Origin of the sequence: Streptomyces sp. VNUA24 (genome assembly GCF_029167005.1) — a bacterium.
In the GTDB taxonomy this organism is placed as follows: Bacteria; Actinomycetota; Actinomycetes; order Streptomycetales; family Streptomycetaceae; genus Streptomyces; species Streptomyces scabiei.
The window spans coordinates 3,239,525-3,258,922 of record NZ_CP119143.1; the positions used below are offsets into that span (position 1 = coordinate 3,239,525).

General features: G+C 74.9%; 13 protein-coding genes. 5 read left to right on the top strand and 8 right to left on the bottom strand.

From position 1 onward, the window contains the following. Positions 1-349: 349 nt before the first annotated feature. The 3 genes from PYR72_RS13525 to PYR72_RS13535 all read right to left on the bottom strand — a co-directional run bounded on the left by PYR72_RS13525 (position 350) and on the right by PYR72_RS13535 (position 5,865). Positions 350-2,746, bottom strand: a complete 2,397-nt coding sequence (locus PYR72_RS13525) for a beta-galactosidase (RefSeq protein WP_275455584.1) — start codon at positions 2,744-2,746, stop codon at positions 350-352. Next, entirely contained in the window at positions 2,746-4,521 is a 1,776-nt protein-coding gene (locus tag PYR72_RS13530) for a beta-galactosidase family protein (RefSeq protein WP_275455585.1), read from the bottom strand. The genes PYR72_RS13525 and PYR72_RS13530 overlap by 1 nt, the downstream gene beginning before the upstream one ends. An 87-nt stretch (positions 4,522-4,608) precedes the next feature. After that, positions 4,609-5,865: an MFS transporter gene (locus tag PYR72_RS13535; protein ID WP_275455586.1), complete on the bottom strand. Its 1,257-nt coding sequence runs from the start codon at positions 5,863-5,865 to the stop codon at positions 4,609-4,611. A gap of 292 nt (positions 5,866-6,157) precedes the next feature. On the opposite strand from PYR72_RS13535, the gene PYR72_RS13540 reads away from it, so the two are divergent. After that, positions 6,158-6,616, top strand: a complete 459-nt coding sequence (locus tag PYR72_RS13540) for a GNAT family N-acetyltransferase (RefSeq protein ID WP_275455587.1) — start codon at positions 6,158-6,160, stop codon at positions 6,614-6,616. A 393-nt stretch (positions 6,617-7,009) separates the two neighbouring features. Here PYR72_RS13540 and PYR72_RS13545 read toward each other — a convergent pair whose 3' ends face one another. After that, positions 7,010-8,386 (bottom strand): monooxygenase, encoded by a 1,377-nt coding sequence (locus tag PYR72_RS13545; protein WP_275460404.1) that lies wholly within the window; start codon positions 8,384-8,386, stop codon positions 7,010-7,012. 274 nt (positions 8,387-8,660) lie between these two features. Here PYR72_RS13545 and PYR72_RS13550 point away from each other — a divergent pair, with 274 nt between their 5' ends. The 4 genes from PYR72_RS13550 (at position 8,661) to PYR72_RS13565 (ending at position 15,971) form a co-directional block, all read left to right on the top strand. Beyond that, a complete protein-coding gene (locus PYR72_RS13550) occupies positions 8,661-11,750 on the top strand; it encodes a BTAD domain-containing putative transcriptional regulator (protein WP_275455588.1) in 3,090 nt (1,029 codons plus the stop codon). 31 nt (positions 11,751-11,781) lie between these two features. Then, complete coding sequence (locus PYR72_RS13555) at positions 11,782-13,797, top strand: BTAD domain-containing putative transcriptional regulator (RefSeq protein ID WP_275455589.1); 2,016 nt, start codon at positions 11,782-11,784, stop codon at positions 13,795-13,797. A gap of 103 nt (positions 13,798-13,900) precedes the next feature. Beyond that, on the top strand, positions 13,901-14,770 hold the full coding sequence (locus PYR72_RS13560; RefSeq protein ID WP_275455590.1) for a helix-turn-helix domain-containing protein: 870 nt from the start codon (positions 13,901-13,903) through the stop codon (positions 14,768-14,770). 229 nt (positions 14,771-14,999) lie between these two features. Next, positions 15,000-15,971 (top strand): alpha/beta hydrolase, encoded by a 972-nt coding sequence (locus PYR72_RS13565; protein WP_275455591.1) that lies wholly within the window; start codon positions 15,000-15,002, stop codon positions 15,969-15,971. A gap of 56 nt (positions 15,972-16,027) precedes the next feature. Here the strand turns inward: PYR72_RS13565 and msrB are convergent, their stop codons facing one another. The 4 genes from msrB to PYR72_RS13585 all read right to left on the bottom strand — a co-directional run bounded on the left by msrB (position 16,028) and on the right by PYR72_RS13585 (position 19,368). After that, a complete protein-coding gene (msrB, locus tag PYR72_RS13570) occupies positions 16,028-16,435 on the bottom strand; it encodes a peptide-methionine (R)-S-oxide reductase MsrB (protein ID WP_012999892.1) in 408 nt (135 codons plus the stop codon). 13 nt (positions 16,436-16,448) lie between these two features. After that, positions 16,449-17,834, bottom strand: coding sequence for a UDP-N-acetylmuramate--L-alanine ligase (gene murC / locus PYR72_RS13575; protein WP_275455592.1), 1,386 nt, complete (start codon positions 17,832-17,834; stop codon positions 16,449-16,451). A gap of 127 nt (positions 17,835-17,961) precedes the next feature. After that, the gene (locus tag PYR72_RS13580) at positions 17,962-18,417 is read right to left on the bottom strand and encodes an indole-3-glycerol phosphate synthase (RefSeq protein ID WP_275460405.1); all 456 of its coding nucleotides are present in this window, start codon (positions 18,415-18,417) and stop codon (positions 17,962-17,964) included. A gap of 120 nt (positions 18,418-18,537) precedes the next feature. Then, a complete protein-coding gene (locus tag PYR72_RS13585; RefSeq protein WP_275455593.1) occupies positions 18,538-19,368 on the bottom strand; it encodes a pyrimidine reductase family protein in 831 nt (276 codons plus the stop codon). Positions 19,369-19,398: the final 30 nt, after the last annotated feature.

The following is a 19,398-nucleotide window of genomic DNA, read 5'->3' on the forward strand; positions in this document are numbered from 1 at the left end:
CGGTGTGGGGTGTGGGGCACAGGATAGGGGCGGGGTGGTGGGGCGGGGGATTCTCGCCCCCGCCGCCCCTACCCGTCCCATCCTCAAGGGGCTGCGCCCCTTCGACCCCCAGACGTCCGCCCGGTGGGGGCTGGTCGCGCAGTTCCCCGCGCCCCTGAAAGGCGGGGGCTGCGCCCCCTGCTTTTCAGACCCGACACCGGCCACCTTCCAGACCCGCGGGCCGTCTGGGCTTTCAGGCCCTGCGGACGGTCTGGGCTTTCAGGCCCGCCGGGGCCTGATGCTTTTAGGGGCGCGGGGAACTGCGCGAGAAGCCCCACCGGGCCCGCACCCGACAACGCGCCCCACGAGGTCAGCCGGGGCGGAGGGGCCATGTCCGGTGGGGGATGTACTCCGCTCGGGTGATCGTCGCCGGGACGGCGCGGTCGCCCGGCCGGCCCGGCACGTGCACCGGCGCCCCCGCGGGCAACGGGAGCACCCTCAGGTTCAGGCGCCCGGAGGGCAGCCGGTCCAGGCCGATCTCCCAGACCTGGCCCGAATAGAACTGGTCGGCGACGAGACGGCCGCCCACGTACGCGCGGGCCACGTCGCCGGTCCAGTGGAGACGGAGCAGGGTGCCGGGCGGCACGTCGTCCGGTACGTCGACGGCGTACTCGGCGGCCACCGTGTCGAAGTACTCGTCGGCCGGCGCACTGGCCCGCCCCAGCACACCCGTCGTGACCGGGGGCGCCTCGCCCGGGGGCCGGATCAGCGTGAGGGGCGGCGCGCCGGGCGCGGCGGGGCGCCCGTCCTCGTCCGGCACCACGGTGTAGCGGACGAAGACGCCGTCGGCCGCCTCCTTCACCACCGCCCCGGGCACCACCGGGGGCCGCTCGGGGGCGGGCAGGACGGCGAACGACGGTTCCGGGGCCGGGCCGTGGAGGCGTACCTCGTCCGCGGGGGCGTCGAAGACGACCCCGCCGCCGGACCCGCACAGGACGAGCCGTTCGGCGCCCCAGGCCCAGCCCCGGTACACGGTGCGGGCCGTGGCCGCGTCCAGGACCAGGAGGCCGGCCCGGCCGCCGTCGGCGGTGTCGACCTCGACCAGCGCGTCCGTGCCCGGCCGCACTCCGGTCACCAGGACACGGTCGCCGACGGTGGTGACCTCGCCCGAAGGTACGGAGAGCGTCGTCACCGTACGGACGTCCAGGGCGAGTTCGGGGGCGATGCCGTCGGTCGCGGCCAGGACCAGGACCGTGCGGCCGCGGCCGTCGTCGACCGTGCAGACGGGCTGCGCGGTGGCCCACTCCAGCCGCAGTCCGGCGATGTCCAGCCGCAACGGCCAGCAGAAATATGCCCCTTGGGGGATCGTGACCGGTTCGCTCGGCAGGGACAGCCCCCCGCCGGGCCCGTCCGGGAAGTCCACCGTGAACGTCGTCCCCGGGTGGTCCGGCAACGGCTCGTGCGGCTGGTGGTTGTTGACGAAGAGGAAGCCGGACCGGTCGTCGCCGCGGACCGCCCAGCGCAGGGTCTCCCGGTCGTCCTGGCCCGTCGGCCGCCGCTCGGGCAGGACGGAGGCCATCGGGGCGAGAAGCGGGCCGAAGTCGGCCAGCAGCAGGTGCTGGAGGCGGAGTTCGTCGTAGGACGCGCGGTACTGGCCGTACTCGCCGAGGGGGGCCTGGAAGTCGTAGGTGAGAACCGGGAGGTCGTTGGGGTAGCCGGTGGCGTGGGACTCCTGGAGGGTGGTGCGCTCGCCCGGCGGGTTGGTGCCGCCGTGGAACATGTAGTAGCCCTGCCAGACCGAGCCGGAGCCGAGCTTGGTGAGGGCGAGGGCGCCGACGTCGGCGGCGTCGACGCGCGGCCGGCGGTGGTAGGCCACCGCCATGCCGCCGCCCAGCTCGCAGGTGGCCCAGGGGAACCGGCCCGCCTGTTGCGCACCCTCACGGCCGTGTTCGCGCGTCGGGCGGAGGTCCGCGCCGATGCCCTCGTCGTCGCGCTCGTGGGTGAAGAAGAAGTGCGTGCGGCAGGTGTCGGGCCAGCCGCCGTCCGCCTCGGTCCAGAAGGTCTCGGGGTAACCGCCGTACAGGGGCAGGAGTTCGTCGGGCGGCAGCCGCACCCCGCCCCAGGCCGTCGACGTCCACAGGGGGGCCGACAGGCCCGCCGCCTGGGCCGTCCGCTTCAGCGTGAGCAGATGGCCCGGCTGGTCGTACAGCTCGTTCTCGATCTGGATCGCGACGACCGGGCCGCCGTGCGCGCGGTCCAGGCCGCGCAACTGTCCGGCGATCGCCGCGTACCAGGCGCGTACCGGGCCGAGGTAGGCCGGGTCGTCGGTGCGGGGGGCGTCGGTGCGGGCGAGCACCCAGTCCGGCAGACCGCCGTTCCGGACCTCGGCGTGCACCCAGGGGCCGATGCGGGGGATCAGGTCCAGGCCGTGGCGGGCGCAGAGTTCCGCGAAGCGCCGCAGGTCGCGGTCGCCGTCGAAACGGACGTGGCCCTCGGTCTCCTCGTGGTGGATCCAGATGACGTAGGCGGCGACGGCCGTGACCCCGCCCGCCTTCATCTTGAGCAGCTCCTCCTCCCACTCCCCCGCCGGACAGCGGGAGAAGTGGAACTCCCCGGAGACGGGGAACCAGGGGCGGCCGCCCCGCGTCAGCCAGCGGCTGGTGACCTCGACGGCGTCGGGCACGCCCGGCGCGTCGGCGAAGGGCAGGTGCCCGCGCAGCGGCGGGTCGGCGAGCCGTGGCAGGCGCACGCGGAGCGGCCGCTCCATCAGGGCTTCACCGGACCCAGGTCGGGGACGTCGGTGAACTCGGCGCGGGAACTGGTCGTCGCGTTGAGCTCCAGCAGGACCAGGTCGTTGGCGCCGGGGCGCAGGACGGGGCCCGGGACGTACAGGGTGCGCTGGGGGCCACGGTTCCAGTAGCGGCCGAGGTGGAAGCCGTTGATCCACGCCTGGCCCTTGGTCCAGCCGGGCAGCGAGAGGAAGGTGTCGGCGGGGGTGTCGATCTCGAAGGTGCCGCGGTGGAAGGCGGGGACGGTGACCGGGGCCGCCTCGGCCGGGGCGAACGGGACCGCGGACAGGTCGGCCAGCGGGAGCCGGTGGGTGTCCCAGCCGTGCAGGGCGGTGCCGTTGAAGGTGACCGGGCCGAGCAGGCCCTTGGCGGCGCCGATGCGGGGGCCGTAGTTGACGCCGCCCATGTTCTCGACCAGCACGTCGAGGGTGGCGCCGGCGCGCGGGACGCGCAACGGCAGGGTCTCGTCGTGCCGTTCACGTTCCAGTACGCCGACGGGGGCGCCGTCCACGAAGACCTGGGCGCGGTCGCCGACGCCGCCGTCGAAGTGCAGCAGGCCGTCCCCCGCCTCGGGGAGGGTGGTGCGGTAGAGGGCGTAGCCGGAGCGCTGCCCCAGCTCCTCCATCGTCGGCGGCTGCTCGGTGCGCTCCGCGGCGGCGGCGAGGCCGGTCGCGTACGGCAGCAGGAGGGCCCGGTGGTCCAACTCCACGGTGATCCCCGTGAGTTTGGGGGCGGGCGCCGGGGCCGGCTCCTCGGGGACCGGCGCGTGGCGGGCGATGACCTCGCGGAAGGCGTGGTACTTGGGGCCGGGGTCGCCGGACTCGGTGAGGGCGGCGTCGTAGTCGTAGGAGGTGACGATCGGGGCGTAGCACTGGTCGTGGTTGGCGCCGTTGGTGAAGCCGAAGTTGGTGCCGCCGTGGAACATGTAGATGTTGACCGAGGCGCCGGCGGCCAGCAGCCTGTCGAGGTCGGCGGCGGCGCTCTCGGCGTCCCGGACGTGGTGCTCCTCGCCCCAGTGGTCGAACCAGCCGATCCAGAACTCCGAGCACATCAGGGGCCCTTCGGGCATGTGCGCCCGCAGCGCCGCCAGGGACTCCTCGATCTTCCCGCCGAAGGTGGCGGTGGACAGCACGCCGGGCAGGCTGCCGGCGGCCAGGTGGTGGCCGGAGCCGGCCTGGTCGCAGGTGAACAGCAGTTCCTCGACGCCCCGTGCGCGCAGCGCCTGGTGGACGTGTTTGAGGTACGCGGTGTCGTCGCCGTACGCCCCGTACTCGTTCTCGACCTGCACGGCGATGACGGGGCCGCCGTTCGCCGCCATGTGGGGCAGCAGCGGGGGCAGCAGGATGTCGAGGTAGCGGTCGAGGGCGTCGGTGAAGCGGGGGTCGCTGGAGCGTAGCCGGATGCCGGGGTCCGAGGTCAGCCAGGAGGGCAGGCCGCCGCCGTCCCACTCGGCGCAGATGTACGGGCCGGGGCGCAGCAGGACGTGCAGGCCCTCGGCGCGGGCGAGGCTCAGATAGCGGGGCAGGTCGAGCAGCCCGTCGAGGACGAGCGGGCTGTCGGGGTCGGGCTGGTGGAGGTTCCAGGGGACGTACGTCTCCACGGTGTTGAGGCCCATCAGCCGGGCCTTGCGCAGCCGGTCGGCCCACAGGTCGGGGTGGATGCGGAAGTAGTGCATCGCGCCGGAGACGATCCGGAACGGTTCACCGTTCAGGAGGAAACCGTCGGACGACGTGGTCAGAGCGGGCGTGCTCAAGGCTGTTTCCCTTCGGCGGGGTGTACGGGGGGTGCGGGGACGGTCCGGCGTACGGGCCGGGCGGCGGGGCGGTCGCCCGCGGCTTGGCTACGGTGAGGCGGAGCGCAAGGGCGAGGGAGAGGGCACGGGAGAGGGCACGGGCGCGGGCGGGCGGGTGGCGCGGATCAGCCACAGCGTGGCCAGCAGGCACAGGGCCGACACCGCGCCGAGCAGCAGCGGGACCGCGCGGACGCCGGACCACTCGATGGCCTTGCCGAGGGCCGGGCCCGCCGCCACTCCGCCGATCATGGAGGCGGCGATGACGAGCGCTCCGGCCCGCCGGGCCCGGGGTGCGGCCGCGTTCAGCCAGGGCAGGCCGGTGGGGAAGATCGGTGCGATGAACAGGCCGACTCCGGCGTAGGCGTACGGGGCGAGCGCGGGCACCGAGGCCAGCAGCAGGCAGACCGTCATGCCGGCGCAGGACACGGTGATGATCGTCCGGGGCGAGTGGCGCAGGGCGAGGGGGGCGGCCAGGAAACGGCCGGCCGTCATCATCAGCCAGTAGCCGGAGGTGGCGGTCGCGGCGGCCCCGGCCCCGTATCCGACCGCCTCCAGGTGCGTGGGTTCCCAGCCGCCGACACCGGCCTCGATGCCGACGTGCAGGACGTAGAGGGCGACGAACACGGCGAGCACCGAGCCGAGGCTCCGGGAGAGGGGCGAGCCGCCCGCCGCCGTGCCGGCCGTGCCGGGGGCCTGCTGGGGCACCTGGTCGCGTACGCCCCGCAGGCACAGCAGCAGTGGCAGGTTGGCGGCGGCGAAGGCGAGGAAGAGCGCCGGGTAGTGCTCGGCGCCCACGGCGGCGACCAGAGCGGGGCCGAGGATGGCCCCGACCCCGAAGTGGGCGTTGAGGATGTTCAGCATGGCGGTGGAGCGGTGGCCGAAGCCGACGGCGAAGAGCTGGTTGAGCCCGTAGTCGATGCCGCCGAAACCGAGTCCGGCGAGCAGGGCGGCGACGAGCGCGACGGGCCAGGTCGGGGCGAGCGCGAAGCCCGCCGCACCGAGGGCCATCAGCAGGTACGAGGCGCCCAGGAGCAGCCGGTTGCCCAGCCGCCCGTACAGCCGGTCGAAGACCAGGACGCCGGCGACCCCGCCGAAGAAGTGGGCGCTGAGCCCGAGGCCGGCGGCCGAGGGCGACAGCGCGAAGTCGTCGCGGAAGGCCGGGATGGAGGGCCCGTAGAGCGCCTGGAGCGCGCCGATGAGGACGAATCCGCCGCACGACGCGACCACGGCGGCCGGGCTGAAGACCCGGCTTTCGGGGGCCGTGCGGACGGGCTTCACCTCGTGCGCGGTCGATGCTTCGGGCACGCCGGAATCCACCTCTCCGTGACGGGAACCCTCGAAGTGTTACCGGTAACATCACCGCCGTCAAGCTCTCCGGCGGGCTTGTGTGCCGAGGGATGGGGCGGGGGTGACGCGTGGGTTGCGGGGGACGCCGAAAAGGTGGCCGACGGTCACGGGACGCCCCCGGCGAAACCCGATGGCCGACAGTGCCGGACCCGTGGTTCCATGCCGCGGTGAAGATCGGGAACGTAACCGGTGGAAGCGCGGCCCCCAGGTCCGGTGTCGCGTCGAGGGGGATCTCGACGGGTGTGCCGGGGTGCTCGCGGAGGTGCACGGGCGCGACGGCTACCCGGTCGACTGGCCCGAGCGGCCCGCCGCCTGGCTGAGCCCTCCGGCGCTCCTCGCCGCCTGGGTGGCGGAGCTGGACGGCCGGATCGCCGGTCACGTGGGCCTGGCCCGGAGCGGCGCGGGGGACGCGGCACCCGGGCTGTGGAGCGAGCGTACGGGTGCGGGTGTCGACCGGACGGCCGTGATCAGCCGGCTGTTCGTCGCCCCGTCCGCGCGGGGCCGGGGGCTCGGCGCGGAACTGCTGGCCCGCGCGGGCGCCGAGGCACGGCGGCGCGGGCTGCATCCGGTGCTCGACGTGGTGGCGTCCGACACCGCCGCGGCGGCGCTCTACGAACGGCTCGGCTGGCAGTTCCTGGCCACGGTCGAGCAGCGCTGGGGCCCGGACCGGACGGTGACCGTCCGGTGCTACGCGGCGGCGCCGGCCTGACCCGCACGACCCGCGCGCGGGACCGCGCCCCCGTCCGGCCACCGCGCGAGGGGGAAGCGCGGGCGCGCCCGGGAGCGGGTGCCGGGCGCGCCCTGTAACCGGTCGGGACCGGTCGGGACCGGTCGGGACCGGTCGGGACCGGTCGGGACCGGCCGAGGCCCGGAAGGCGGCCCGGTCGGCGGCCCGTGTCGAACGCGATTCGACCGGGCCGTGCGGCGGTCGTGGCGCCGCCGTGCGCCGCTGACCTGGAGTGGCGCGGGCCCACGGCGGCCCGGGGCCGTACGGCGGTGTGGCGGCAGGTGCTTCAGGGGGCGGGCCGCGAGTGCGGCAAGCGCTTTCCATCGGCGTCAAGGGCCGGGAGGCATCGCTCTCTCCGCACCTCGCACCCGCACCTCATTCCCGTGTCATCGGCGGTTCGGCAGGCGTCTCCTTGACGGGCCCGAAGAGGACCGCCCGCGCCACCTCGGGGGCCAGCAGGGCACTCAGCGGCTCCTTGAGGGAGACGACGGAGCGGAAGGCGCGGCCCACCACCGGATCGCCCGGGACCCGCACCCGCACCCGCCGCAGATACCAGCCGGCGACACGGTCGACGGGGCGGCCCGCGACCGCGTTGCCGATCGCCCCCGGCATCGCCTTGTCCGCCCCGGCCGAGATGTCCCACGCCTGCCGTGACGCCGCGAGCAGCGCCCGCTGCACCCTGCGGGTGGTGGGCGTACGGCGCGGGTCGGCCAGCGCGTCCCGCAGGGCGACCGCGCCCATCGCGGCGACGGCCATGCCCTGCCCGTAGATCGGGTTGAAGGTGCACAGGGCGTCGCCGGTGGCCAGGAAGCCGGCGGGGCGGCGGCCCGGCAGGTCGTAGCGGCGCCGCACGTTCGCGGTGCGCCGGAAGCCGGAGACGGGCGACAGCGGCTCGGCGTCCCGTATCCAGCGGTGCACCACGGGATGCGGCAGCCGCTCGGCGTACGCCTCGAACTCCTCCTCGTCCGTGGACGGTTCGTCGCCGCGCAGACCGGAGAAGGTGGCCAGATGGGTGCCGTCCTCCAGCGGGACGACGACGGCACCGTACGGCTGCGTGGGGTCGGGCACGACATGCAGGCCGAGGGTGCCGGCGGCCGGGCCGTCGCCGAGGGTGCCGGTGGTGTCGCGGTAGACGCGGGAGGCGTAGGCGAGCCCGGTGTCGATGATCTCCTCGCGCGGGGCCTGGGCACCGAGGGCGGCCAGCCAGCGCGGCGCCTTCGTCCCGCGGCCGGAGGCGTCGATGACCAGATCGGCGGCGATCTCCCGCTGTTCGCCCCGGGCCCCGTCACCGCGCTCGCGCACCAGGACGCCCCGCACGCGCGCGGCGTCCCCGGTCAGGCCGACCGTCTCCGTCCCCTCGACCAGGGTGACCGACGGCTCGGCGAGGACCCGGCGCCGGACCAGCCCCTCGATCTGCGCCCGTGACCCGGTGTGGATGTGGGTCGAGGCGGGCATCCGCCGGAACCAGCGGCCGCTCTGGAACGCCGCCATGTCCGCCGGCATCCCGATCCGGGGCGCGCCGGCCGCCGTCAGTTCGGCCATGAACCCGGGCAGCAGCGCGTCGAGGGCGACCTGTCCGCCCTCCAGCAGGACGTGCGGGTGGCGCCCCTGCGGCACCCCCGGCCGGGACGCCCCTCCTCGCGCGTCCCCCTTCGGGAAACGGTCCCGTTCCACGATCGTCACCCGCCCCGCGTGCCCGACGAGGGCCCGGGCGGCGAGCAGCCCCGCGAGGCTGCCCCCGACGATCACCACGTGCCGCCCCGCGGATCCGGCCGCCCCCGCTGAGATCGAACGGCTTTCCGTCCGTATCGAGTTCACCGACCGCACCCCTTTCTTTCCGGAGATCCATCTGATGCACAGCAGTATCACCGTGGCCGGTGAGCCTCCGGATCGGCACACCGGAGACGGGACCGGGTCCGGCCCGCCCACCGAACGCGACGCACGGGTGACTCTCGGTGCTTCCGCCTCTCACGTATCGTCGTGGGGCGCGGGGAAGATACGAGATACGAGATATCAGGAGGGCCAATTGGCGCTGGAGCCGGTGAGGTTCGCGGTTCTGGGGCCGGTCCGGGTGGAGCGGGCGGGGGCGGAGCCGGTGCCGGGGCGTCCGCAGGAAAGGGCGCTGCTGGCACTGCTGGCGGTACGGGCGGGGCAGCCCGTGGCACTCGCCGAGATCGTCGACGTGCTGTGGGGGCGCCGCCCTCCGGACAGCGCGGTGAATGTGATCAGACGTCATGTGGGCACGCTGCGGCGGCTGTTGGAGCCGGGCCTGCCCAACCGGGCGACCGGCCGGTGGCTGATACGGGACGCGGGCGGGTACCGGCTCGCGGTCGACGCCGACTCCCTGGACCTGTTGCGGTTCCGCCGACTGCGGGACGAGGCGCGTCGCCTCGGTGCCGACGGCCGCGCGTCGCCGGGCCGGGTCGTGGCGCTGCTCACCGAGGCCCTCGGCCTGTGGCGGGGGCCCCACGTCGCGGCGGGGCTGCCCGAGGAGGTGCGGGAGCGCGCCGGGTTCCGGGCGGTCGACCGTGAACGGCCCGCGGCCCTGCGGGACGCGGCCGACGCGGCGCTCCGGGCCGGAACCCCCGCCGCCGTCCTGCCCCTGCTCCGGCAGGCCACGGCCGACGACCCCTGCGACGAACCGCTGCTGGCCAGGCTCGTGCTCACCCTGGCCGCCGCCGGGCACGAGGCGGAGGCGCTGAGCACCTACCGGGCCGCCCGCGCGCGGCTCGCCGACCAGCTGGGCATCGATCCCGGAGCGGAACTCCGCGAGGCCCACGCGACGGTCGTGCGCGCCGCCGGCACGACCACGCCCGCTCCATCCGGAGCCGGGGCCGAAGCCCGAGCCGAGGCCGGGGCCGGGGCCCGAACCGAGGCCGAAGCCGGGGCCCGAGCCGAGGCCGAAGCCGGGACCGGAACCGAGCCCGGCACCGGGACCCGAGCCCGAACGCGGGCCCCCGCCGAAACCCCGGCGGAGGCCCGAACGGAGGCCCAAGCCGAGCCCCGAGCAGAGGCCGACGCCCCGGCCATGCCCCCCGTCGCTCCGGTGCCGCCCCCTCCGCCCGCCGCCGTCCCCGCCCAACTCCCCCACGACCTGCCGACGTTCACCGGCCGCCGGGCCGAACTGGAGCAGGTCCTGGCCCTTCTCGACGCCCCCGGCGACGACCCGGGCGGCGCGGGCGACGCCCCGCCCTCCGCCGGCACCGTCGTGATCAGCGCCATCGGCGGGATGGCCGGCATCGGCAAGACCACCCTCGCCGTGCACTGGGCGCATCGCGTCGCGGACCGCTACCCGGACGGCCAGCTCTACGTCAACCTCCGGGGGTTCACGCCCGCGGGTGCGGTGATGCGGTCGGGGGAGGCCGTACGGATCTTCCTCGACGCACTGGGCGTCCCGCCGGAGCGGGTGCCCCACGGGGTGGACGCCCAGGCCGCGCTGTACCGCAGCCTGCTGGCCGGGCGCCGGTTCCTGGTCCTGCTCGACAACGCGCGGGACACCGAGCAGGTGCGGCCCCTGCTGCCCGGAACGCCCGGCTGTCTCACCATCGTCACCAGCCGCGACCAGCTGTCGGGCCTGGTGTCCGCGCACGGCGCGCACACCCTGGCGCTGCGCCCTCTGGACGCCGGACAGGCACGGGCGTTCCTCGAACGCAGGCTGGGCGCCCGGCGGCTCACGGGTGAGTCGGCGGCGGTGGCGGAGATCGCCGCGCTGTGCGGCGGACTGCCGCTGGCGCTGGCCTGTGTCGCCGCGCGGGCCGCCGCCCACCCCGACTTCGCGCTGTCGGCCATCGCGGCGGAGCTGCGCGCGGCGCACGGCAGCCTGGACGCGTTCAGCCGGACGGACGCCTCCGCGAACGTGGGCGCCGTCTTCTCCTGGTCGCTGGCCGCCGTGTCGGCCGAGGCGGCACGCCTCTTCCCGCTGCTCGCCCTGCACCCCGGGCCGGACTTCTCGGTGTCCGCGACGGCCGCGCTGGCCGGGCTGCCCGCCCGCCGGACCCGGTCGCTCCTCGCCGAGCTGGCCGACGTCCACCTGGTGGGCGAGCCCGCCCCCGGCCGGTACGCCCTGCACGACCTGCTGCGCGCCCACGCGGCCGAACTCCTGGAGGACCGGGTCCCGGACGCCGGGCGCGAGGCCGCCGTCGAGCGGCTGTACGCGTACTACCTGCACACCGCGCACGCCACCGAACCGCTCCTCGCCCCGTACGCCGACCCGATGCCCCCGGGGCCGCTGCCCGCCGGGGTCCACGCCGAGCCGCTCGTCGGCCACGAGCAGTCGCTCGCCTGGCTGACCGCCGAGTATCCGGTGCTGCTCGCCGTCGTCGGGGCGGCGGCCCGGTCCGGCCGCGACCGGTCGGCGTGTCTGCTCGCCTGGTCGCTGGAGCCGTTCCTCGACCGCCGGGGCCACTGGCACGACTGGGCGACGATCCAGCGGACCGCCCTCGACGCCGCCCTGCGGCTGGCCGATCCCGTGTACGAGGCCCGGGGGCTGCGCGCGCTGGCCCGGGCCGAGAGCCGGCTCGGTCTGCAGGGCTCCGCCCGCCGCCGCCTCGACCGGGCGCTACGGCTCTTCGCCGAGCTGGGGGACGACATCGGACAGGCGGACACCCATCGCAGTCTCGGCTGGACGAGGGACCAGGAGGGCGACCTGCCCGGCGCCCTGCACCACAACCGGCTGGCGATGGACCTGTTCCGGGGCGCGGGCCGCCAGGCGGCGTACGCCAGTGTCCTCAACTCCGTCGGCTGGTACCACGCGCTGCTCGGCGAGTACGGGGAGGCCCTGCGTCACTGCCAGGAGGCCCTGGTCCTGCTCCAGGGGCTCGGCGACCGCTACGGCCAGGCCGCCACGTGGCACACCCTCGCGTACGCCCATGGCCACCAGGGCCGTCATCCCGACGCCCTCGTCGGTTACGGCCACTCCCTGGCCCTCTACCGGGAGCTGGGCGTGCCGTACCTGGAGGCCTGCACCCTCGTCGACATCGGGGACACGCACGCGGCGACGGGCGACCACCGCACCGCCCACGAGGTCCGCCAGCAGGCCCTCACCCTCCTCATCACCCTCGGGCACCCCGACGCCGACCGGGTACGGGACGTGATCGCGAGCGAGCGGTGCGGGTGACCGGCGGCCCGGGCCTCGCGGGGTGTCGTTGATGCGGTTCGAGGTGCTGGGGCCGCTCAGGGTCCGCCGGGGCGGGGCGGAACTCGACCTCGGGTTCCCCCAGCAACGGGCGCTCCTGGCCCTGCTGGTGGTCAGGGCCGGCCGGCCGGTGCCGGCGGGCGAGATCGTGGACGTGCTGTGGCCGGAGCGGGCACCGGCCAGCGCGCGCAACGTGGTGCGCCGGTACGCCGGTTCGCTGCGGCGGCTGCTCGAACCCGGGCTGCCGCCCCGGGCACCCGGACGGCGGCTGCTGCGCGGCGCCGGGGGCTATGTGCTGGAGGCGGCCGAGGACGAGGTCGATCTGCTGCGGTTCCGCGCGCTCACGAAACGGGGCAAGCGGGCGGCGGCCACCGGGCGTTCGGAGGTGGCGTCACGGCACTTCGTGGACGCGCTCGGCGAGTGGCGGGGCCCGGTGGGGATGGGGGTGCCCGCCGCCGTACGGGAGCACGCCGTCTTCGCGGAAGTGGAACGCGAGTTGGCCGCCACGGCACGGATGGCCGCCGACGCGGCGCTCCTGAGCGGTGGCAGTGAGCAGGTGCTGCCCCGGCTGCGGCAGGCCCTCGAACGCGACCCGCTGGACGAGTCGTTGCAGGCCGCGCTCGTCATGGCCCTGGCCGCCTCCGGCCTCCAGGCGGAGGCGCTGGCCGCGTACGACCGCGTACGACGGCTGCTGGCCGAGGAGTTGGGGGTGGCGCCCGGCGCGGAACTCGTCGCGGCGCACGGCAGGGTGCTCCGCCAGGAGTGGGGGCCGACCCGGTCGCGTGCGACGACGGGTCCGGACCGGGCGACCCTCCGGCCGCCCGCACCCCCCGCGCCGTCGGGTCCTTCCCCGCGCACACCGGCACCCCACCCGTCGGCTGCCACGACCGCCACGACCGCCACGACCGCCACGACCGTAACCGGGCAACTACCGCTCCCGTCACCGGTGTTCGTCGGACGGCGTGCCGAACTCGGCCGTCTGGCGGAGATCACGGACGCGGCCGCCCCCGCCACCGGGACCGCCCCGGGCCCACCCGCGTCCGTGCTGATCAGCGGGATGCCCGGCATCGGGAAGACGGCCCTCGCCCTGCGCTGGGCCAGCCGGGTGGCCGGGCGCTTCCCCGACGGCCGGCTCGATGTCGGGCTGCGGGGGTCCGGCCCCGAAGGGGCACCGCTGGACCCGGCGGCGGCGCTGCGCGCGCTGCTCACCGCGCTCGGGGTGCCCGCCGCGCGGATGCCGGAGCGCACGGACTCCCTGGCCGGCCTGTACCGGAGTCTGCTGGCCGGCCGGCGGCTGCTCCTGGTGCTGGACGACGCGGCGGACACCGAGCAGGTACGGCCGCTGCTGCCGGCCTCGCCCGGCTGTCTGACCCTGGTCACCAGTCGCCACGGGCTGGCCGGTCTGATCGCTTCGGGCACCCATCCGCTGCGCCTGGACCTGCCGTCGGCGGCGGACGCGCGCGCGATGCTGGCGGCGCACACCGGTCCCGCCCGGCCGGCCGCCGAGCCCGGCGCGGCCGACGAGATCGTCACCCGGTGCGGCCGGCTGCCGCTGGCCCTGGCGATCGCCGCCGCCCACGCGGTCGCCGGCCCGGACATCCCGCTCACGGCCCTCGCGAGCGAGCTCCGGCGCACCCGGGACACCCTGGACGCCTTCGCCGCCCCGGCGAGGAGGCCCGACGCCGCCACCGACCCGGCAGGCCACGGGCGTGAGCCCGGCACGCACCCCGGCGCACCGCCCGACCTGCGCACCGTGTTCGCCCGGTCCTACCGCCGGCTGCCGCCGGAGAGCGCCCGGCTGTTCCGCCTGCTGGCCCGGCACCCGGGGCCCGGTCTGACCCCCGAGGCGGCCGCCGCGCTGGCCGGGCTCCCGGCCCGTCGCGCCCGGCTCCTGCTGGACGGACTCGCCGACGCCCACCTCGTCACCGAGCGCGCGCCCGGCCGTTACGCCCAGCACGAGCTGCTGCGCGTCTTCGCCGCCGAACTGGCGGCCGCCCACGGCCATCGCGCAGGTCCACAGACCCCGTAGCGGCCGCCGGCACTTCACCGTCACTCTTTTTTCACATCTCCCTTCCTACGCTCCGAGGGCAGTGGCTGACGCCGTGCTGGAACTGCCCCGGAGGAGAAGAGAGATGACCAGGTCGGACACCGGTTTCGTGGAGACGACGGGCCTGCGTGTCGCCGTCCTCGACGGGGCGGCCGGGGCGTTGCCCGGGGACGGCCGGCCCGCGGCGGACGCGTACCGGCTGACCGGGCGGACCGGCGGCACCTATCTGCTGGTGGGGGTGGGCGGGACCGGCGCCCCGCTCGCCGGGCGGATCCCGGACGTCCATCTCCGGCCGGGCGACATCTGCTTCTACGACGCCGGCCACCCGCCGTCGCCGGATCTGCCCGCGCACTGCCGGCTGAAGGTGTTCCTCGTGTCGCGCGAGGAACTGGGACTGGAGGACGGCGATCTGCGGCGCGTCGTGGCGACCCCGGTCGCCCGGACCTCCCGGCTGGGGACGCTGCTGTCGCCGTTCCTGTCCGAGCTGGCCGACACGGTCTCCGCCGATCCCCCAGTCGCCGAGATGCTCGCCCGCAACGCCGTGAACCTGCTGGCCACCCTCGCCACGGAACGGTCCGGGCGGGAGGTGGCGCGGACGCCGGGCGTCCGGTCGCCGATGGTGGCGCGTGTCGTGCGGTTCATCGACGAGCACCTCGCCGACGCGGACCTGTCGCCCGAGGTGATCGCCGGGGCGCACCACATCTCGGTGCGCTATCTGCACAAGCTCTTCCGGGACGAGGGCACGACCGTGGGCCGCTGGATCCAGCGCCGCCGCCTGGAGGAGTGCCGCCGCGACCTCGTGCAGGGGCTGCGCAACCGCCGCACCATCGCCTCGGTCGCCGGCCGCTGGGGCTTCCTGAGCGCCACCCACTTCAGCCGGGTGTTCCGGGCGGCGTACGGCATGTCGCCGAGCGAGTGGCGGGACACGGCGGGACACTCCGGCAGGCGGACCTGACCGGCGGCGGCTCACCCGGTCCGTGCGCTCTCGGACCGGTTCCGGTGCGCCGGCGGGCGATCGGCCACGGCTTTCCGCTTCTAGCCTGCCGGCCTGAGCAGGCGCCGGAAGCGGACGAGGCACCACACCCGCCCGCCACGCGCCTGTCCCGTCAGACGCACCCGCACATCAGCACACGCACCGCAGCACACACCGCACCAGACACACCGCACCAGACCAGGAGATCCCCATGTCCGACACCTTCGAGCCGACCCGCCCGGTCCTGGAACCGGCGGCCGCCGCGTTCGCGGAGGCCACCGCCAACCCGCCCTTCCTCTTCGAACTGCCGCCCGCCGAGGGACGGAAGGCGGTCGACGAGGTGCAGTCCGGCGAGATCGCGAAACCGGAGATCGACGAGGAGTGGGTCACCGTCCCGGGCGGTCCGACGGGCAGTGTGCGGGCGCGCATCGTGCGGCCCGCCGGTGCCGAGGGCGTCCTGCCGGTGGTGCTCTACATCCACGGCGCGGGCTGGGTGTTCGGCAACGCGCACACCCACGACCGTCTGGTGCGCGAACTGGCCGTCGGCGCGAACGCCGCCGTGGTCTTCCCCGAGTACGACCTCTCCCCCGAGGCCCGCTACCCGGTCGCCATCGAGCAGAACTACGCGGTCGCCAGGTGGGTCGTCGAGCAGGGCGCCTCCAAGGACCTGGACGGCACCCGGCTGGCCGTCGCCGGGGACTCGGTCGGCGGCAACATGACCGCCGCGCTGACCCTGATGGCCAAACAGCGCGGTGACGTGCCGCTGGTCCAGCAGGTGCTGTTCTACCCGGTGACGGACGCGAACTTCGACACCGCCTCCTACCACCAGTTCGCGACCGGCTACTTCCTGCGCCGCGACGGCATGCAGTGGTTCTGGGACCAGTACACGGCCGACGAGGCCGAGCGCGCCCAGATCACCGCCTCCCCGCTGCGGGCGGGCGTCGAGCAGCTCAGGGACCTGCCCCCGGCCCTGGTGATCACCGGCGAGGCGGATGTCCTGCGCGACGAGGGCGAGGCGTACGCCAACAAGCTGCGCGAGGCGGGCGTGGCCGTGACCGCCGTGCGTTTCCAGGGCGTCATCCACGACTTCGTCATGCTCGACGCCCTGCGCGGCACACACGCCGCGCAGGCCGCGATCACCCTGGCCACGGGCACACTGCGCACGGCCCTGCACGGCGGCTGAGCCACCCGGCGACCGGCCCGCCACAGGCCGGTCGCCGTCCGGTCGCCGTCCGGTCGTCAGCTCTCGTCGGCGGTCAGCGTCAGCGAGATGCTGTTGATGCAGTACCGCTGGTCGGTCGGGGTGGCGTACCCCTCGCCCTCGAAGACGTGCCCGAGGTGCGAGCCGCACCGGGCACAGCGCACCTCGGTGCGGACCATGCCGTGCGAGCGGTCGGACAGCAGCTCGACCGCGTCGGTGTCCTTCGGGTCGTAGAAGGACGGCCAGCCGCAGTGCGACTCGAACTTCGTGTCGGAGGTGAAGAGTTCGGCACCGCAGGCGCGACAGGAGTAGACGCCCTTGGTCTTGGTGTCGGTGTACTCACCGACGAACGCGGGCTCCGTGCCGGCCTGCCGGAGCACGGCGTACTCGGCCGGTGTCAGCTCCGCGCGCCACTGCTCGTCCGGCTTCTCGACGTCGTACGACATGCGTCTCAGCCCCTCATTCGGAGAGTCGGTCCAGGATCTGCGGGCCCAGGTCCGTCACGTCACCCGCGCCCATGGTGAGAACGAGATCACCGGGCTTCGCCATTCCCGCGAGGGTGCCGGGCACCTCCGCCTTGTCGTGCAGGGCCGTCACGTCCGCGCCCGCGCTCCGCGCCGCCTCGATGATCAGTTCGCTGGTGACCCCGGGGATCGGGTCCTCACGGGCCGGGTAGATGTCGAGGACGACCGAGGCGTCCGCCAGCGCCAGGGACTCCCCCATCTCGGTGCCCAGCTCCTGGGTGCGGGAGAACAGGTGCGGCTGGAAGACCACCAGGATCCGCGCGTCCCCGGCGGCCGACCGCATGGCCTCCAGGTCGGCGGTCATCTCGGTGGGGTGGTGGGCGTAGGAGTCGATCACCTGGACGCCCCGCGCCTCGCCCTTGAGCTGCAGGCGCCGCTTCACCCCGGTGTACGCCGCCAGCGCGGGCGCCAGCTCGGCCGCCGGCACCCCGAGGGCGACGCCCGCCGCCAGCGCGGCCACGGCGTTGTGCGCGTAGTGCCGTCCCGGCACGGACACGGCGAAGGTGATCTCCTGCCCGTCCAGCAGGACCGTGACCTCGCTCTTGAGTCCCTGTGCGACGACCGACAGCACCCGCACGTCGGCGTCCTCGCGCTCGCCATACGTCACCACGCGCACCCCGGACAGCCGGGAGGTCAGCTCCCGCGCGCCCTCGTGGTCGGCGGAGATCACCAGGGTGCCGCCGGGCACGATCCGGCCCGCGAACGTCTCGAAGGACGCGTAGATCTCGTCCATGGAGGCGTAGTTGGCATGGTGGTCCAGCTCGACGTTGAGGACGATCGCGACCTCGGGCGCGTACTTGTGGAAGCTCCGGTCGCTCTCGTCCGCCTCGGCGACGAAGATCTCCCCGTCCCCGTGCAGCGCGTTGGACCCGGGGACGTCGAGGTCGCCGCCGATGGCGTAGGACGGCTTCAGCCCCAGCTCGCCCAGCGAGACCGCCAGCATGGACGTCGTGGTGGTCTTGCCGTGCGTCCCGGCCACGGCGATCGGCCGCAGACCGTCCATCAGCCGGGCGAGCGCGTCCGACCGGTGGACCACGGGGATCCCCAGCTCGGCGGCGCGGGCCAGCTCGGGGTTGTCGGCCCGGATCGCCGACGACACGACGACGCAGGTGGCGTCGTCCGCGAGGTGGTCCGCCGCGTGCCCGATGTGCACGGTCGCCCCGAGCGCCCGCAGCGCCTCGGCCGTCTCCGACTCCTTGGCGTCGCTGCCGGCGACCTTCGCCCCGCGCTGCGCCAGGATCTTGGCGATCCCGGACATCCCGGCCCCACCGATCCCGATGAAGTGCGGCCGATCCATGGCGGAAGGCAGTCCGGGTGCCATGTCTGTTCTCCAAGCGACGGTACGAAGACGATCCACGCCCCACAGCAGGCGCGCCCCCACCCTAGCCACACACCTCGGCGCCCCTGTAGCCGTGGCCCGGCGCCGCGCCCTCCGGGGCGCGCCTCGGCTACGCCCGGCTGTGCGAGAACAGCTTCAGCACCGGCACCCCGACCTTGTGCCGGGCCCGGGAAGCCCAGTCCCGGTGGAAGAACTCCTCCACGTAATGGGGATCGGTGAGCACCAGCACCTCATCGGCGCCCACCTCCTCCACCAGCGACTTCAGCGCGTCCAGCGGGTGGTCCTCGATCAGCCGGCCCTCGGCCTCGCTCCCGGCACCCCGCAGCGCCTGCAACGACACCTCCAGGGCCCGCTCCCCGGCGTCGAGCGCCTGCTCCCCCTCCGGCGTCTCCCCTTCACGGGCCGCCTCGTCCAGTTCGCCGAGGGCGAGGTCGTCGATGGCCCGCAGCAGCCGGTCGGCCTGATTGCCCCGGGGCTGGAGCAGCACATGGAAGAAGGCTTGCTCGTCGCCGTGCAGGTTCGTGACGAACTCCACGTCCGCCGACGTCAGAGCCTTCTCGATCATCAATACGCTGGTGAACGACACCACAGGCGCCCTTCTCGTCGGAGGGCCCCGCGGCCCTCACTCCTCAGGGTTCTAGTGTGCCCGGCGAACGCTGAACGGAACGGAAGATTCCGCCCGCTTTCACGTACGACGGTAACGACCGAACAGGAACCCGCCCTCCTCCAGCAGCGAGGCGAGCGCGAAGCGCTTGGGCACCTGCACGGAGGGTCCTCCGGCGATCCGCTGGGCGTCCCCGGCCGTGAGCATCGGCGACACGGTCAGACACAGTTCGTCGAGGACGTCGGAGGCGATCAGCTGGCCCAGCAGCCGGGGCCCGCCCTCGCTGAGCAGCCGGGTCAGTCCCAGGCCCGCGAGGGCCCGTACGGCGCGCGCGGGGTCGACCCCCGTGCCGTCCCCGGCGACCAGGACCCGGACACCGGCCTTCTCGGCGGCCGCCACCCGGTCGGAGGGCGCGGCGGCACCGGTCAGCAGGAGGGTGGGGACGGACGGCGAGGCGAACAGCGGCAGCGAGAAGTCCAGGTCCAGACTCGCGCTCACCACGGCGACGGCCGGGGCGGGCGTCTGCCCGGCCGCCCGGCGCGCCTCGGCGAACGCCTCGCGCGCCCGGGCCGGGCGGTACCCCTCCTGGCGTACGGTCTCCGCGCCGACGACCACCACGTCCGCGAGCCCCCGCAGGGTGCCGAAGATCCGCATGTCGGCGTCGCTGGAGATCGGCTGCGAGCGGCCGTCGTGCTGGGCGGCACCGTCGAGCGTGGACACCATGTTGACGCGCAGCCACGGCTCCCGGCCGCCCGGCGCCGCCGCGGGATAGGCGTACGCGGCGGCCAGCTCGGCGAGGCTCCACTCCCGGTCGACGGAGCCGGGCGTCCGTACCGCGGCCGCCTCCGCACCGCCGGCCGCGCCGGGTGCCGGGGCCACTGTCTCTTCGGTCACAGGGAACAGGCGTCGCATGTCGTGCAGTCTGGCATGACCCTTAGACTC

What these genes read in the sequence shown, in the direction of transcription:
- PYR72_RS13525 (WP_275455584.1), bottom strand. Translation starts at nt 2,746, where the DNA reads ATGGAGCGGCCGCTCCGCGTGCGCCTGCCACGGCTCGCCGACCCGCCG.
- PYR72_RS13555 (WP_275455589.1), top strand. Translation starts at nt 11,782, where the DNA reads ATGCGGTTCGAGGTGCTGGGGCCGCTCAGGGTCCGCCGGGGCGGGGCG.
- PYR72_RS13560 (WP_275455590.1), top strand. Translation starts at nt 13,901, where the DNA reads ATGACCAGGTCGGACACCGGTTTCGTGGAGACGACGGGCCTGCGTGTC.
- PYR72_RS13565 (WP_275455591.1), top strand. Translation starts at nt 15,000, where the DNA reads ATGTCCGACACCTTCGAGCCGACCCGCCCGGTCCTGGAACCGGCGGCC.
- msrB (WP_012999892.1), bottom strand. Translation starts at nt 16,435, where the DNA reads ATGTCGTACGACGTCGAGAAGCCGGACGAGCAGTGGCGCGCGGAGCTG.
- murC (WP_275455592.1), bottom strand. Translation starts at nt 17,834, where the DNA reads ATGGCACCCGGACTGCCTTCCGCCATGGATCGGCCGCACTTCATCGGG.
- PYR72_RS13580 (WP_275460405.1), bottom strand. Translation starts at nt 18,417, where the DNA reads ATGATCGAGAAGGCTCTGACGTCGGCGGACGTGGAGTTCGTCACGAAC.
- PYR72_RS13585 (WP_275455593.1), bottom strand. Translation starts at nt 19,368, where the DNA reads ATGCGACGCCTGTTCCCTGTGACCGAAGAGACAGTGGCCCCGGCACCC.